Consider the following 14653-nt stretch of genomic DNA (forward strand, 5'->3'; position numbering starts at 1 on the left):
TACGTCAAATAAGGGAGGCGTTGCACCTCCCGTTAATCCATTAACCGCGCAACTGCACGACACCGTCTTTAACACGGGCTTCGTAGTGCGCCACGGAGTGACTTTCGTCCTCCATGCACAGGCCGTCGCTCAGGCGAAAACGCTGTTTTTTCAGCGGGCTGGCGACCCACAACTCCCCCTGGTGCTCTGCAATCAACCCGCGAGACAACACGCTGGATTCGAAAAAGGGATCGATGTTGCTGATCGCAAAGACCTGGTCGCTATGGTAAGGACGGAAAATAGCGACTTGCTCTTCGCCTAACAGCGCACAGACGCCGGTTGCAGGCAGAATGTCATCGATTTTGCAGATGTTTTTCCACTGGCTCATGCGTTCTCCTCCACCAGAGTTACCGGAATGCGTTCGTACGGTGTTGCCGGACGATGCTGTTCACGTTCAGGAACGACCTGCACGTTCGGGTCGCGTTTATCGCTGTTGATAAAGTGTTTGAAGCGAACCTGGGCAGACGGCGTGTTGACGGTTTCTGTCCACTCGCAGATGACGGCTTCACGCAGACGCGCCATCTCTTCTTCCAGGTGTTCGTTCAGCCCCAGTTTGTCGTCGATAATGACGGACTTCAGGTATTCAATACCGCCTTCCAGGCTATCTAACCACGGTGCGGTACGCGTCAGTTTGTCTGCCGTGCGGATGTAGAACATCATGAAACGATCGAGATATTTGAGCAGCGTGTCGCGGTCGATATCCGCCGCCAGCAGATCGGCGTGGCGCGGTTTCATCCCACCGTTGCCGCAGACGTACAGGTTCCAGCCTTTTTCCGTCGCAATAATACCGACGTCTTTACCCTGGGCTTCCGCACACTCACGGGTACAGCCGGAAACGCCGAATTTCATTTTGTGCGGGGTGCGGATGCCTTTGTAACGGTTTTCCAGCTCAACGCCGAAACCGACGCTGTCGCCCACGCCGTAACGACACCAGGTGCTGCCGACGCAGGTTTTCGCCATACGCAGCGCCTTCGCGTACGCATGACCGGTTTCAAAGCCTGCGTCAATTAGCTGACGCCAGATCTCCGGCAGGTCGTCTTTCTGCGCGCCAAACAGACCAATACGCTGAGAGCCGGTGATTTTGGTATACAGATTGAATTCACGGGCGATACGGCCCACCGCCACCAGACCTTCCGGGGTAATTTCACCGCCCGCGGAACGTGGGATCACGGAGTAGGTGCCGTCTTTCTGAATGTTGGCCAGGAAGTTGTCGTTGGTATCCTGTAGCGGTGTGTGCTGCGGCTTCAGAATGTATTCATTCCAGCAGGAGGCCAGCAGGGAGCCAACGGTGGGTTTACACACTTCACAACCGTAGCCTTTACCGTGTTTCGCCAGCAGTTCTTCAAAGGTTTTGATGCCTTCCACCCGGATGAGATGGAACAGCTCCTGGCGAGAGTACGGGAAGTGCTCGCACAGGTTGTTGTTCACTTCAATGCCCTGTTTCGCCAGTTCGGCATTCAGTACCTGAGTGACCAGTGGGATACAACCCCCGCAGCCGGTTCCTGCTTTGGTTTCCGCTTTCAGGGCGGCGACGGTGTGGCAACCTTTGTTGATGGCGGCGACCAGCATACCTTTCGTGACGTCGAAGCAGGAGCAGATCTGCGCGCTGTCCGGCAGTTTATCTACGCCGATGGACGGCTTACCGCTGCCCGCGTGCGCTGGCAGGATCAGCGAGTCCGGGTTCTCCGGCAGTTCGATGGCGTTCAGCACCAGTTGCAGCAGGTTGCCGTAATCGCTGGTGTCACCGACCAGAACCGCGCCGAGCAGCGTTTTGTTATCTTTACTTACGATCAGGCGTTTGTAGACTTCTTTGCTTTCATCAAGATAGACATAGCTACGTGCGCCAGGCGTACGGCCATGCGCATCGCCGATACCGCCCACGTCGACGCCCAGCAGTTTCAGCTTGGCGCTCAGATCCGCGCCTTCAAAGGCGTTTTCGTGGTTAAGAATATGGTCAACGGCGACCTGCGCCATTTTGTAGCCCGGTGCGACCAGACCGTATACGCGATCGTTCCAGCTAGCGCATTCACCAATCGCGTAGATGTCCGGGTCAGAGGTCTGGCAGGTGTCGTTAATCACGATACCGCCGCGCTGAGCGACGTCCAGACCACACTGGGTGGCCAGCTTGTCACGCGGGCGAATACCGGTGGAGAAGACGATAAAATCCACTTCCAGTTCGCTGCCATCGGCAAAACGCATGGTTTTGCGCGCCTCAGTTCCTTCCTGAACGATCTCTTTGGTGTTTTTGCTGGTGTGTACGCGCACGCCCATGCTTTCAATTTTGCGACGCAACTGCTCGCCACCCATGTGATCCAGTTGTTCAGCCATCAACATCGGTGCAAATTCGATCACGTGCGTTTCGACGCCGAGGTTTTTCAGCGCGCCAGCGGCTTCCAGCCCCAGCAGACCACCGCCTACAACGGCCCCACGCTTGCTGCGACGAGCGCAGGACTCAATGGCGTTGAGATCTTCAATGGTGCGGTAAACAAAGCAATCCTGCGTTTCGGAACCTTTAATCGGTGGGATCCACGGATAAGAACCGGTCGCCATGATGAGCTTATCGTAATAAACCGTACGCCCGGCGCTGGAGTGGATAACCTTCTCCTGGCGGTTAATGGTGATGGCACGTTCGCCCACCAGAACTTTCACACCGTGCTTTTCGTAAAACCCTTCGCGCACCAACGACAGCTCTTCAGCCGTATGGTGGGAGAAGTAAGAAGACAGGTGGACACGGTCATAGGCTTTGCGGGGTTCTTCACAGAAGACGGTAATATCAAACTGGGTCGCGTCAGCTTTATCAAGAAGATCCTCAATAAAGCGATGGCCGACCATACCATTACCGATAATAGCGAGTCTGACTTTGCTCATTTTTGCCTCGATTTCTTTTCTATTACTGCCTACCTTAACGATTCAGCTACCCCACTTATTGATGCAAATCAAATTCACCTTTATATACTCCTTTAGAGGTATATTGCTGATTTGTCAGCATTTTTCTAAGTCACGGAATTGTCTGGCTTTTCGTGCTTGTACAAAAAGAATACAAACTGAAAGGTTTTAAGGAGTTAGCCGCTACCTCTGGCGATGTCGAGGTTTACGCCTTCAGGATGAGGAGGGAATAAACCCCTTTTCAGGACGAAAAGGGGCAGGAAAAACTTAGTGGGCTGCCGGGACGCTGTGCTGACGATGACGGGTGACAAATCCGAGGATAAAACACATCACAAAGACGACCGCGTACAGACCATTGGCGGTGAACAACGCCGCCTGCGGGCCGCTGTGCGCCACGATTGGCCCCGTAACCACAAAGGTCAACATCGTGCCGATGGTGCCGCAGGTCAAAATAAAGTTAACCAGTTTTGGCGAGGCGACTTTGGTCTGCTGTGAACCGAGTGTGATGATGGTGGTATAAATGGCGCTGGAGAAGAAGCCCAGCGTCAAGATAAACCACGGCATATGTTCTGGCGTGCCGGTAATAAACAGGTACATCAGCACGGTTGCCAGGCCTGCCAGCACCGTCAGAATACGCTGCAGGTCAAAGAAACGCAGAATGAAGCTGAATCCCCACATCCCGAACATGTACGACATCCAGAAATCGCTGACCAGCGTACCGGCATCATTCAGGCTCATACCCAGACCTTTGGCGTATTCCGGCACCCAGGAGATAAAACACAACTGACCGAGGATGTAGCACAGGGCTGCAATGGCCAGAAACAATACGCCGATGCCCCATTTTTCTTTTGCCACGGGGGCTTCGGTTTGCTGCGCATGTTTACCCAGCGCCGGGAATTCACAGCCGAAAGTCAGAATGAAAATTGCCGCGTAGACCAGACCGATGCAGGCATAAACCCAGTACCACTCGATGCTGCGTGCCAGCAGGTACGCGGCAACCATCGGGAAAATCATCCCCGCCATGCTAAAGAAAGAGTCGGTAAACAACAGGCGTGAACCGCGCTGACGACCTTCGTACATTTGCGTTATCAGGAACGTACCGATCGACATAGTGATACCGCTGACCAGCCCGAGAACAAACATGGCGGCAGAAAACAGCGCCAGACTGTGGCCGAACATCAGTCCGACAACCGCCAGTAGCATCAGGATAAACCCAAAACGCAGCTGTGTTTTCAGCGGGACAATTTCCATCAGCCAGGCATTGAGGAAGATAGAGATCAAAATACCGGCATTGAGGAAGGTGAAAGTGTTGCTCATACTGGAAACAGGCAGATGGAAGTAATCTGCAATGTTTCCCATCACCATTCCGGTGACAATCACTAACGCCCCTGTCAGGGCGTAGGAGAGAAAGCTAATCCATGTGAGCTTGATACGATTGCTGTTAGTCATGACTGGCCTGTGTATAGAGGTGTAAAGCGCGTTGACAGCGCAATGGGCGGGCAGATTTTAGGCGTTTTAGTGATGTATTTAAATATTTTTTAGTAATTGATACATTTGTTGCATTTTTTAAAGTGATATTTGTCACAAAAAAATTAGGCGGCCTGACATGACCAGGGGATCCGATACGTAAAATTAAGTAAAGGGATGGCCTTGTCATGGAAGGCTCTTTAGAATCAATCCACTTGCTTTTGTTTCTGCTCCCGTTAAGGAAATCTCATGCTCAAATCGACTCTGGCGGCTGTTGCAGCTGTTCTCGCTCTTTCCGCTCTCTCTCCTGCAGCGCTGGCAGCGAAAGGTGATCCTCGCGTTCTGCTGACAACTTCTGCCGGTAATATTGAGCTGGAGCTGAATAGCCAGAAAGCGCCTGTTTCAGTACAAAATTTTGTCGATTATGTAAACAGTGGTTTCTACAATAACACCACGTTTCACCGTGTGATCCCCGGCTTTATGGTTCAGGGCGGCGGTTTTAACGAACAAATGCAGCAGAAGAAACCTAACCCGCCAATCAAAAATGAAGCGGATAACGGTTTACGTAACACCCGTGGCACCATTGCGATGGCGCGTACGGCCGACAAAGACAGCGCGACCAGCCAGTTCTTTATCAACATCGCGGACAATGCTTTCCTCGATCACGGCCAGCGTGACTTCGGCTATGCCGTTTTCGGTAAAGTCGTGAAGGGGATGGATGTGGCGGACAAAATCTCCCAGGTTCAGACCCATGACGTGGGGCCGTATCAAAACGTTCCGTCAAAACCGGTTGTTATCCTCTCCGCGAAAGTTCTGCCGTAATCGCATTTTGCGCGGGCACTGATGCCCGCGCGACTCCCGGCCTCTGCGTAACCCGAAATTGCTGCTTATACTTGTGGCAAGTGAAGGCGCATTCAGGGAGGTCACGTGAAAAAGCTCACCGATAAACAAAAATCTCGTCTCTGGAAACATCTGCGAAACGCCAATTTCCAGGCCAGCCGCTGTCTTGAAGGTGTTGAAATCCTACTGGTTACTCTGACCGCTGAGGAAGCCCTTGTACGCCTTGAGGCGTTGAGGAGGCACTATGAGCGATAAATTTGGTGAAGGACGCGACCCCTATCTTTACGACGGTCTCGATGTCATGCGTAACCGTTTAGGCATTCGTCAGGTTCAACGTCTGGAGCAGGCAGCATATGAACTGACGGCATTACGCGCCGCGACCATTGAACTGGGGCCGCGGGTTCGTGGTTTACCTTACCTGTGCGCTATTCATCGCCAACTTTATCAGGACATTTTCGACTGGGCGGGAAAATTACGCGAAGTGGATATCTATCAGGGGGACACGCCTTTCTGCCATTTTGCCTGGATCGAAAAAGAGGGCAATGCCCTGATGCAGGATCTGGAAGAAGAAGGGTATCTGTCCGGATTGCCAAAAGAGAAATTCGTCGTCAGGCTCGCGCATTATTATTGTGAAATTAATGTGCTGCATCCGTTTCGTATCGGCAGCGGCCTGGCGCAGCGCATCTTCTTTGAACAACTGGCGATTCATGCCGGTTACGCGCTGAGCTGGAACGGTATTCAGGCGGATGAGTGGAATCAGGCCAACCAGAGTGGCGCCATGGGCGACCTGTCGGCATTGCAGGCAATATTTCGTAAAGTGGTGAGCGAAGCGGAGGAAACTGAGTAGAATAGCGCGGTTCTAACGTACCGGAGCCGCCATGATCCTGCTAATCGACAACTACGATTCTTTCACCTGGAACCTCTACCAGTATTTTTGCGAGCTTGGCGCGGATGTGCTGGTCAAACGGAATGACGAGTTGACGCTGGCGCAAATCGACGCGCTCAATCCGCAAAAGATCGTAATTTCTCCAGGCCCCTGCACGCCGAACGAAGCCGGAATTTCGCTGGATGTGATTCGCCATTATGCCGGGCGATTGCCCATCCTGGGCGTGTGCCTGGGCCACCAGGCACTGGCGCAGGCGTTCGGCGCGACCATCGTTCGGGCCGCGAAAGTCATGCATGGCAAAACCTCACCGATAACCCATACCGGTCAGGGGGTTTTCCTGGGGTTGCCGACGCCATTGCGTGTGACGCGTTACCATTCTCTGGTGATTGACCCCGCCACGCTTCCCGCCTGTTTTGACGTCACCGCCTGGAGTGAAACCCAGGAAATTATGGGCATTCGTCATCGGGAATGGGATCTGGAAGGCGTACAGTTTCATCCAGAAAGTATTCTCAGCGAACAAGGGCATCAGCTACTGGCAAATTTCCTCCAGCGCTGATTTGTAGTTGCTATCTAGTGATTTTTTATGCATATTTTGTGATTATAATTTCACATTAATTTCTGCATAACTGGGTGGTCATAAGATGGCAACTGAACAAACTGCAATTACGCGCGCGACTTTTGATGAGGTTATCCTGCCGATTTATGCACCGGCGGAGTTTATTCCGGTAAAAGGCAAAGGTAGCCGCGTCTGGGATCAACAAGGAAAGGAATACGTTGATTTTGCTGGCGGGATTGCAGTAACGGCGTTGGGGCATTGTCACCCGGCGCTGGTTGAGGCGCTGAAAACCCAGGGCGAAACGTTGTGGCACACCAGTAACGTCTTCACCAATGAACCGGCGCTACGACTGGGGCGTAAGCTTATCGACGCGACGTTTGCAGAACGCGTGCTGTTCATGAACTCTGGTACAGAAGCGAATGAAACGGCCTTCAAACTGGCACGTCATTACGCCTGCGTGCGCCACAGCCCATTCAAAACCAAAATCATCGCCTTCCACAATGCGTTTCACGGTCGCTCGCTGTTCACCGTAACGGTTGGCGGCCAGCCGAAGTATTCCGATGGTTTTGGGCCGAAACCGGCCGACATCGTCCACGTTCCCTTTAACGATCTTCATGCGGTGAAAGCCGTGATGGATGACCATACCTGCGCGGTGGTGGTGGAGCCCATCCAGGGGGAAGGAGGATTAACGGCGGCAACTCCCGAGTTTCTGAAAGGACTGCGTGAATTGTGCGACCAGCATCAGGCATTGCTGGTCTTTGATGAAGTGCAGTGCGGCATGGGGCGTACAGGCTCCCTGTTTGCGTATATGCACTATGGCGTGACGCCGGATATTCTGACCAGCGCCAAGGCGCTTGGCGGCGGGTTCCCGGTGAGCGCCATGCTGACCACGCAGGAGATTGCCAGTGCGTTTCACGTCGGTTCCCACGGTTCTACCTACGGTGGCAACCCGCTGGCCTGCGCGGTTGCTGGCGCGGCGTTCGATATTATTAACACGCCAGACGTGCTGGACGGCATTCAGACAAAACGGCAGAAATTTGTTCAGCATTTGCAGAAAATTGACGAGCAGTACGACGTCTTCAGCGACATTCGCGGGATGGGACTGTTGATTGGGGCAGAGTTGAAGCCGCAATATCAGGGACGAGCGCGCGAGTTTCTTTATGCGGGCGCGAATGAAGGCGTGATGGTGCTGAATGCCGGCCCGGATGTGATGCGCTTCGCCCCCTCGCTGGTGGTGGAAGAGGCGGATATCGATGAGGGAATGCAGCGTTTCGCTCAGGCCGTCGCGAAAGTCGTTAACGCTTAATATCCCGTAACTGACGGCTGAGCCAGATCCCGTGGTGAGGCCGTTGACGCCAGGCGACCGACGAAATGGTGTGCATGGTTTTCAGGTGGCCCAGTATGCGCTGCAGGTGCTGTTCCAGGGTACTTAATGACCCATGGGAGAGCATCTCTGGCGCTTCCAGGATATTCACATCGCCAGAACTGCCCGGCCCGTCATACTCCAGACGCTGCTGGCAGCGCTGGAGCGCAATTTCGCACGATTCCAGATAGCGTTGCGCAAGGTCTGGCGTCAGCATCGTATGTTCCCGCGCCAGCGTGGTCATGGCGTTGATGTGCTCGACAATAAACTGGCTGTGCGTCACCCACAGTTTCATATCGGCCAGATAGTGCGCGTTAAAGCCGGGTTCCTGCATGGCCTGATTCAGCGAGTTGTACAGCGTGTTGTGCGCCTGATTGACACGCATACGCTGATACGCAAGCGGTGTTGCCTGTGGATTGTCGCTGAGGATCAGGCGTATAGCGTCTTGATCGGCTTCCAGCGCGTCGTGGGCGTTTTTGCGTAACAGACCGCTCTGCCACTGCGGCCAGAGCCAGACCGTTCCGCCAAACGCGATCAGGCAGCCAATCACCGTATCAATAAACCGCGGCACAATGTACTGCTCACCGTTTAACGTCAGCAATTGCAGGGTATACACCGCAGTGACCGTAAACCCGACCGTTGCCCAACCGTAATTTTTACGAATGATCAGATAGCTCACCAGTGTAATGACCAGCATGCCCGCTAGCGTGAAGCCTTCGGGAATATGGAAGTGTAGCGTCACGCCCGCAATCACCAGCCCGACCAGCGTACCTACCGAACGGTGTAATATGCGAACCCGCGTCGCGCCGTAGCCGTTTTGCGTCACAAACAGCACCGTCATCAGGATCCAGTACGGTTTCGGCAGATGTAACGCGCTGCCCATCAGACTGGCGATACTCAGCATGACGCTAATACGCCCGGCATTTCGCAGCGCGGGCGACTTGAAGGACAGATAGTTTTTTAACGCCGGGATCAGCGGGAGTCGGCGCTGTTTATCCGCCATCAGGTCGCGGGCGTAGAGCGGGCGTTGGGTCCGCAATACGCGGGCAATGCGGCTAAAGTGCCAGTAACAGAACTGACCGACCGGGTTATCGGGATGCTGGTTAGCGATTTTCTCCAGCGCACCAATCTGTTTTTCCATGGTAAAGCGAGTTGGCAGGCGGTGATACAGAATATCATCCGCCAGGATGCGTAAACGTGCGGCGACCGTTTGAGCGTTCCAGCGAATCACCTGTTCCGCATGGCTGCGTTCGACCAGCTTTTGCACCTCTTCCGGCTGATGCAGACTGACGGAGATATGTTCCTGTAGGTCCAGCGCTTCCTGGAAGGCCCGCAGCAGACGTTTGTATTCATTGTTGTGATGCGCCGACAGCATGTGCATTTGCTGGTAACACTGGGTGATGAGATCCACCGCTTTCTGTTGGCGTACCAACAAAGGCGGCAGCGCTTTTTCAGGATCCGCATGCTGGGTGAGCAGACTGTATTTGGCTTCGCAGTAGTCGGCCAATTCGCGGTACAACAAACTGAGCGACTCGCGCAGCGGTTGTTCACGCCAGAGCCAAAACCAAAACCAGTTAAAAAGCCCGTACCACAGGGTGCCCAGGGCATAGATCAGCAACGGCTCCCACACGGGCATGTTACCGGCAAGGCTGAGTGTGAAAATGGCGGCGATCAGCGAAGCCGGCAGGAGTCGGGCATGTAAGGCGCTGAGTTCAGCCGTCACGCCAAGAATCAGCGTTAAACCCGTCAGAATCAGCGGCAGCGGTATTGCTTGCGCGAGCAGGAGCTGCATTGCCAGGCTGCATCCGGCAAACAGCGATGCACCAATGACTAAGCGTTTGAAAAAGCGTTTGTGGGGGGTATCAAGCCCGGCGATGTTGCAGCAGGCGGGAACGAGAGAAAAGAGCAATCCCAGATGCAACTGGCCGATGATAAGGCCGATCGCCACAGGTAAACACAACACCAGCGTTTGCCGCAGTGCGTAGTTGATTTCAGGGTGATAGATCAGTCTTCGCCACATCGGTGCCAACAAAAATGGCGTATTACAGGGTAATACGCCATTTTGACGGGGTTAACGAGTGCCGTAGACGACGATGGTCTTACCGTGCGCGGAGATCAGGTTCTGATCTTCCAGCATTTTCAGAATACGACCAACGGTTTCGCGAGAACAGCCAACGATCTGACCGATCTCCTGACGGGTGATTTTGATTTGCATGCCGTCCGGGTGAGTCATCGCATCGGGTTGTTTCGCCAGGTTCAGCAGAGTCTGAGCGATACGACCGGTTACGTCGAGGAAGGCAAGGTTGCCGACTTTTTCGGACGTAACTTGCAGGCGACGAGCCATCTGGGAAGACAGGCGCATCAGAATATCCGGGTTCACCTGGATCAATTGGCGAAATTTTTTGTAGGAGATTTCAGCGACTTCACAGGCCGTTTTTGCACGAACCCATGCACTGCGCTCCTGGCCTTCTTCAAACAGGCCCAATTCGCCAATAAAATCGCCCTGATTCAGATAAGAAAGGATCATCTCTTTCCCTTCTTCGTCTTTAATCAGCACAGCCACTGAGCCTTTAACGATGTAGTACAACGTTTCTGCTTTTTCACCCTGGTGAATCAGCGTGCTCTTCGACGGGTACTTATGAATGTGGCAATGAGACAAGAACCATTCGAGAGTCGGGTCTGTTTGCGGTTTGCCAAGCACCATGCGCGGTTATCCTCTGTTATAAGCTGTCTCCAGAGCCAGAAAACGACGCTGTCTCTGGGGTTGCCAAAATATGCTTCCCGCTGCCAGGGAAGGGGGCTGCTAAAAATGTACTGCAGCCTGTAATGTGATGTTCTCTGCATACATGCAGTACGTCAATGTATTACTGTAGCATCCTGACTGTTTTAGCATAGCTTTCGCTGTGTGTCTCCTGGTGTCTCGCTTCAGCTTGATACAGGTCGCCTTCCGTTGCGAGATTTGTTATGTCCGCGTAATCTGTCAGGAAAATTGAAACATTGGAGTTACGAAATATGCAAGCGCGTGTGAAATGGGTTGAAGGCCTAACCTTCCTGGGAGAGTCTGCTTCCGGACACCAGGTTTTGATGGATGGTAACTCCGGTGATAAAGCACCGAGTCCGATGGAAATGGTGTTAATGGCTGCGGGTGGGTGCAGTGCGATCGATGTGGTGTCTATTCTGCAAAAGGGACGCCAGGACGTGACCAATTGCGAAGTGAAGCTCACTTCCGAGCGTCGTGAAGAGGCGCCGCGCCTGTTCACGCATATCAATCTGCATTTCATTGTGACTGGCAATGATCTCAAAGACGCCGCCGTTTCGCGCGCAGTCGATCTGTCTGCTGAAAAATATTGTTCCGTGGCGTTGATGCTGGAAAAAGCAGTGAATATCACGCATTCATACGAAGTGATTGCTGCCTGATGATCCTTGCCTGATGGCGCTGCGCTTATCGGGCCTACGACAGGAGTAGGCCGGATAACGCAACACCGCCATCCGGCAAAATCTTACCTTACTCGATTTTTTTGCCTTCCATCAGTCGCTGAACCAGCGGCAGCATGATCAACTCCATTGCCAGTCCCATTTTGCCGCCCGGCACGACTAATGTATTGATATGTGAAATAAACGAGCCCTGAAGCATTGCCAGCAGCCAGGGAAAATCGATCCCTTCCAGATTACGAAAATGAATAACGACAAAGCTCTCGTCTAATGACGGGATGCCTTTTGCCGCGAAGGGATTCGAGGTGTCCACCGTGGGGACGCGCTGAAAGTTAATATGCGTACGGGAGAACTGCGGGGTGATGTAGTTGATGTAATCATCCATAGAGCGAACCACCGAATCCATCACCGCCTCGCGGGAGTGTCCACGCTCGCTGGTGTCGCGGATCAGTTTTTGTATCCACTCCAGGTTGACTATCGGTACTACGCCAACCAGTAAATCCACATGGCGCGCCACGTTATGCTGCGGCGTCACTACGCCACCGTGCAGTCCTTCATAGAACAGGACGTCGGTCGGTTCGGGCAGGGGTTGCCATGGCGTGAAGGTTCCCGGCACCTGATTCCACGGTACTGCTTCATCGTAGGTATGCAGATATTTCCGCGACTGGCCTTTGCCCGCGTGTCCGTACTCGCCGAACGTTTGTTCCAGCAGACCAAAATCATTGGCTTCGGGGCCGAAATAACTGATATGTCGCCCGGCGTCCCGCGCTTTGCGGATCGCCATGTCCATTTCCGGACGCGTATAGCGATGAAAGCTGTCGCCTTCCACCTCGGCGGCGCGCAGATTTAACTGTGAAAAAATTTTACGGAACGCGAGGCTGGTGGTGGTGGTCCCCGCGCCGCTGGATCCTGTTACCGCAATCACTGGATGTTTGGCAGACATAACAACTCCATGAATAAACACTCGTTTTAGTATAGTCGGCCCTCAGCGGGGGATTACTCGTGCAACTGCTTTTTGGGCATGATATTGACCGTTTCGTGGAGTTCGGACCACACCAGAACGGCCTCGCCGCGCTGTAACTGGCGTTTTACGTCGGCGACTTTTTGCGCAAGCGAACGTTCATGTTCACCATAATCGGTGCCTTCGCGCAATACAAAGCTTTCAATCAGGTTATCCAGCGTTTCAGCGGACAACTCCTGCCAGGGGATGATCATGATTATGCTTCCAGATATGTGGTGAGCCAGTCAGGGATGCGCGATTCAAGCCACATTTCCGGGCGGCGCAGCGTCCCGCCGATAAAGCCGACGTGCCCGCCATGCTCGGTTAATTGATACTCTACCTGCGGCGGCAGATTCTCGGGGTTCGGGATCACATGACTGTCCATAAACGGATCGTCTTTCGCGTGAATAATCAGCGTAGGTTTGGCGATCTGATTGAGCAACGGCATGGCGCTACATTGACGATAATAGTCTATCGCATCAGCAAAACCGTGAATTTTGGCAGTAATAAGATCATCAAAATCACGGATACGTCGTACCGCTTTTAGCTGCGCCAGATTGACAGGAAGCGTGCCGGGATAGGCCGCCAGTTTGCGTGACGCGTTGGCTTTGAGCAGATTGAGCAGGTAGCGCTGGTAAACGCGCGAAAATCCTTTTTCCATGTGATAGCTGCAGGCTTCAAGCACGAAAGGCGCGGAGACAATCACTGCCGCATCGACAGGAATCCCCCGACCCTCTTTCGCCAGCAGGCAGGCCAGCATATTGCCGCCGAGCGAATAGCCAACCGCAGCGGTGGGAACACGACCAAACTCGCGTTGCAGCCACTGTAAAAACCAGGTGCCGTCTTCCGTTTCCCCGGAGTGATAAATGCGATTCAGGCGATTGGGTTCGCCGCTGCAACCGCGAAAGTGCATCACGACACCCAGCCATCCACGCTTTTGTGCGGCCTCTATGAGTCCGTGGGCATACGGGCTGTTCAGACTCCCTTCAAGACCATGAAACACCACCAGACGTGGTTTGTGCTTCGCCTGATGTGGATCTTCACTCCATGCCAGATCGACAAAATCGCCGTCGGGTAATTCCAGGCGTTGCCAGTGTGGGCTGAACTGCACTTTACGGCGGATCAGTCGTGGGAGCATCGTTTGTAGATGGCGATTGCTGATGCCGCGCATCGGGCGGAACTCATACGAATCAGCGTCGGTCGGGGTCATTTCTGTGGGGGTGATTTCAACCATAGCACCAGAGCAATTAATCATCGGGAAGAATAACTATACCGCGCACACGGCTGGCAGGTTAGCCAATATGTGATTTTACGCTTAGTCAGTCAGGAGGTTACGTGAGAAAAGATGGATGTCCACCCCGGGTTTACGCCGCCAGAGACGGGCTTTACGTGTCCCTGTCGCCGCACTTTCCCCTGTCTCTTCAAACATGCCCGACGCCTCAAAACGGCGAATCAGACTTTTACGCTGAATGGCCTGACCCAAAATGATTTCGGTCGCCTCCTGCAACTGACCCTGGGTAAACGACGCCGGTAGACAGTAAACGGGCAGTAACGAGTACATCGTTTTTTGCCGCAGGCGATGCAGCGCTGAGGCAATGATGTTCTCGTGGTCGAACGCCAGAGGATATTCGGCAAGCTTGTCGAGCGGCACCCAGCGGGCGTCGCTAACGCTGGCGATATGCGGCGCGCAATCGGCCCAGGCGATCAGCGCGAACCAGGTGACGGTCAGGCTCCAGCCGCGTGGGTCGCGATCAGGCCCGGAGACGGTATCCAGTTGCTCCAGCCATGAAGGGGAAACCCCTGTTTTTTCTGTCAGTTTACGTAGCGCCGTCGCGCGGGTGGAATCATCGCGTGCCATATCAATAAAGCCGCCAGGCAATCCCCAGCGCCCTTTCTGCGGCTGCTTTGCCCGTTCGACCAGCAGGACACACAGCGTTTGTTCATGCAGGGTGAACAACACGCTATCCACTGTGACCAGGGGAGAAGGAAAGCGGCTGGCATCATACTGTTTCAGATAGTCGGCTTCGGTTGTCATAAGGCACTCACGGTGATGTGGAACGCTCACAAGTGTACCAGCACGACATCAGGCGGCAAGGCGCGTTTTTTTCCAATACTTATCAGGTGATTAACTTCTCTGTGAAAAATTAATCAATTTTGCGCTTGCTTAATATGTGTCTTAGGGAC

14 protein-coding genes and 1 pseudogene are annotated in these 14653 nt (G+C 53.7%); 6 read left to right on the forward strand and 9 right to left on the reverse strand.

The window, feature by feature from the left end; translation table 11 throughout:
• Nucleotides 1–40: 40 nt before the first annotated feature.
• The 3 genes from nirD to tsgA all read right to left on the reverse strand — a co-directional run bounded on the left by nirD (nt 41) and on the right by tsgA (nt 4374).
• Nucleotides 41–367 carry a nitrite reductase small subunit NirD gene (gene nirD, locus ACO7SM_RS01600; protein ID WP_490469458.1) on the reverse strand — a complete coding sequence of 109 codons (327 nt, stop codon included), beginning with the start codon at nt 365–367 and terminating at the stop codon, nt 41–43.
• On the reverse strand, nt 364–2907 hold the full coding sequence (gene nirB / locus ACO7SM_RS01605) for an NADPH-nitrite reductase large subunit (protein ID WP_490469459.1): 2544 nt from the start codon (nt 2905–2907) through the stop codon (nt 364–366). The genes nirD and nirB overlap by 4 nt, the downstream gene beginning before the upstream one ends.
• 285 nt (nt 2908–3192) lie before the next feature.
• A complete protein-coding gene (tsgA, locus tag ACO7SM_RS01610; RefSeq protein ID WP_490469460.1) occupies nt 3193–4374 on the reverse strand; it encodes an MFS transporter TsgA in 1182 nt (393 codons plus the stop codon).
• 267 nt (nt 4375–4641) lie between these two features.
• On the opposite strand from tsgA, the gene ppiA reads away from it, so the two are divergent.
• From ppiA to argD, 5 genes are all read left to right on the forward strand, one after another.
• A complete protein-coding gene (ppiA, locus tag ACO7SM_RS01615) occupies nt 4642–5214 on the forward strand; it encodes a peptidylprolyl isomerase A (protein ID WP_192610751.1) in 573 nt (190 codons plus the stop codon).
• A gap of 105 nt (nt 5215–5319) precedes the next feature.
• Nucleotides 5320–5487: a YhfG family protein gene (locus ACO7SM_RS01620; RefSeq protein WP_490469461.1), complete on the forward strand. Its 168-nt coding sequence runs from the start codon at nt 5320–5322 to the stop codon at nt 5485–5487.
• Nucleotides 5477–6079, forward strand: a complete 603-nt coding sequence (locus ACO7SM_RS01625; protein ID WP_490469462.1) for a putative adenosine monophosphate-protein transferase Fic — start codon at nt 5477–5479, stop codon at nt 6077–6079. The genes ACO7SM_RS01620 and ACO7SM_RS01625 overlap by 11 nt, the downstream gene beginning before the upstream one ends.
• 31 nt (nt 6080–6110) lie before the next feature.
• Complete coding sequence (gene pabA / locus ACO7SM_RS01630; RefSeq protein ID WP_490469463.1) at nt 6111–6674, forward strand: aminodeoxychorismate synthase component 2; 564 nt, start codon at nt 6111–6113, stop codon at nt 6672–6674.
• 85 nt (nt 6675–6759) lie between these two features.
• Nucleotides 6760–7980 (forward strand): bifunctional acetylornithine/succinyldiaminopimelate transaminase, encoded by a 1221-nt coding sequence (argD, locus tag ACO7SM_RS01635; RefSeq protein ID WP_490469464.1) that lies wholly within the window; start codon nt 6760–6762, stop codon nt 7978–7980.
• On the opposite strand, the gene ACO7SM_RS01640 is transcribed toward argD, so the two are convergent.
• Both ACO7SM_RS01640 and crp read right to left on the reverse strand, forming a co-directional pair.
• Nucleotides 7970–10057, reverse strand: coding sequence for a YccS/YhfK family putative transporter (locus ACO7SM_RS01640; RefSeq protein WP_490469465.1), 2088 nt, complete (start codon nt 10055–10057; stop codon nt 7970–7972). The two genes, argD and ACO7SM_RS01640, sit on opposite strands and share 11 nt — an antisense overlap.
• A 51-nt stretch (nt 10058–10108) precedes the next feature.
• Nucleotides 10109–10741 carry a cAMP-activated global transcriptional regulator CRP gene (gene crp / locus ACO7SM_RS01645; RefSeq protein WP_000242758.1) on the reverse strand — a complete coding sequence of 211 codons (633 nt, stop codon included), beginning with the start codon at nt 10739–10741 and terminating at the stop codon, nt 10109–10111.
• A 308-nt stretch (nt 10742–11049) separates the two neighbouring features.
• Between crp and ACO7SM_RS01650 the strand changes: the two genes are divergently transcribed.
• The gene (locus tag ACO7SM_RS01650) at nt 11050–11454 is read left to right on the forward strand and encodes an OsmC family protein (RefSeq protein ID WP_271444043.1); all 405 of its coding nucleotides are present in this window, start codon (nt 11050–11052) and stop codon (nt 11452–11454) included.
• An 88-nt stretch (nt 11455–11542) separates the two neighbouring features.
• Here the strand turns inward: ACO7SM_RS01650 and ACO7SM_RS01655 are convergent, their stop codons facing one another.
• The 4 genes and pseudogenes from ACO7SM_RS01655 to ACO7SM_RS01670 form a co-directional block, all read right to left on the reverse strand.
• Complete coding sequence (locus ACO7SM_RS01655) at nt 11543–12412, reverse strand: phosphoribulokinase (protein WP_490469466.1); 870 nt, start codon at nt 12410–12412, stop codon at nt 11543–11545.
• A gap of 53 nt (nt 12413–12465) precedes the next feature.
• On the reverse strand, nt 12466–12684 hold the full coding sequence (locus ACO7SM_RS01660; protein ID WP_490469467.1) for a YheU family protein: 219 nt from the start codon (nt 12682–12684) through the stop codon (nt 12466–12468).
• A 2-nt stretch (nt 12685–12686) separates the two neighbouring features.
• A pseudogene (locus ACO7SM_RS01665) lies at nt 12687–13749 on the reverse strand (hydrolase).
• Between the two features lie 35 nt (nt 13750–13784).
• Nucleotides 13785–14504, reverse strand: coding sequence for an NUDIX domain-containing protein (locus ACO7SM_RS01670; protein ID WP_490469468.1), 720 nt, complete (start codon nt 14502–14504; stop codon nt 13785–13787).
• Nucleotides 14505–14653 lie beyond the last annotated feature (149 nt).

It is taken from the genome of Citrobacter sp. LJND-P06, from assembly GCF_058188415.1.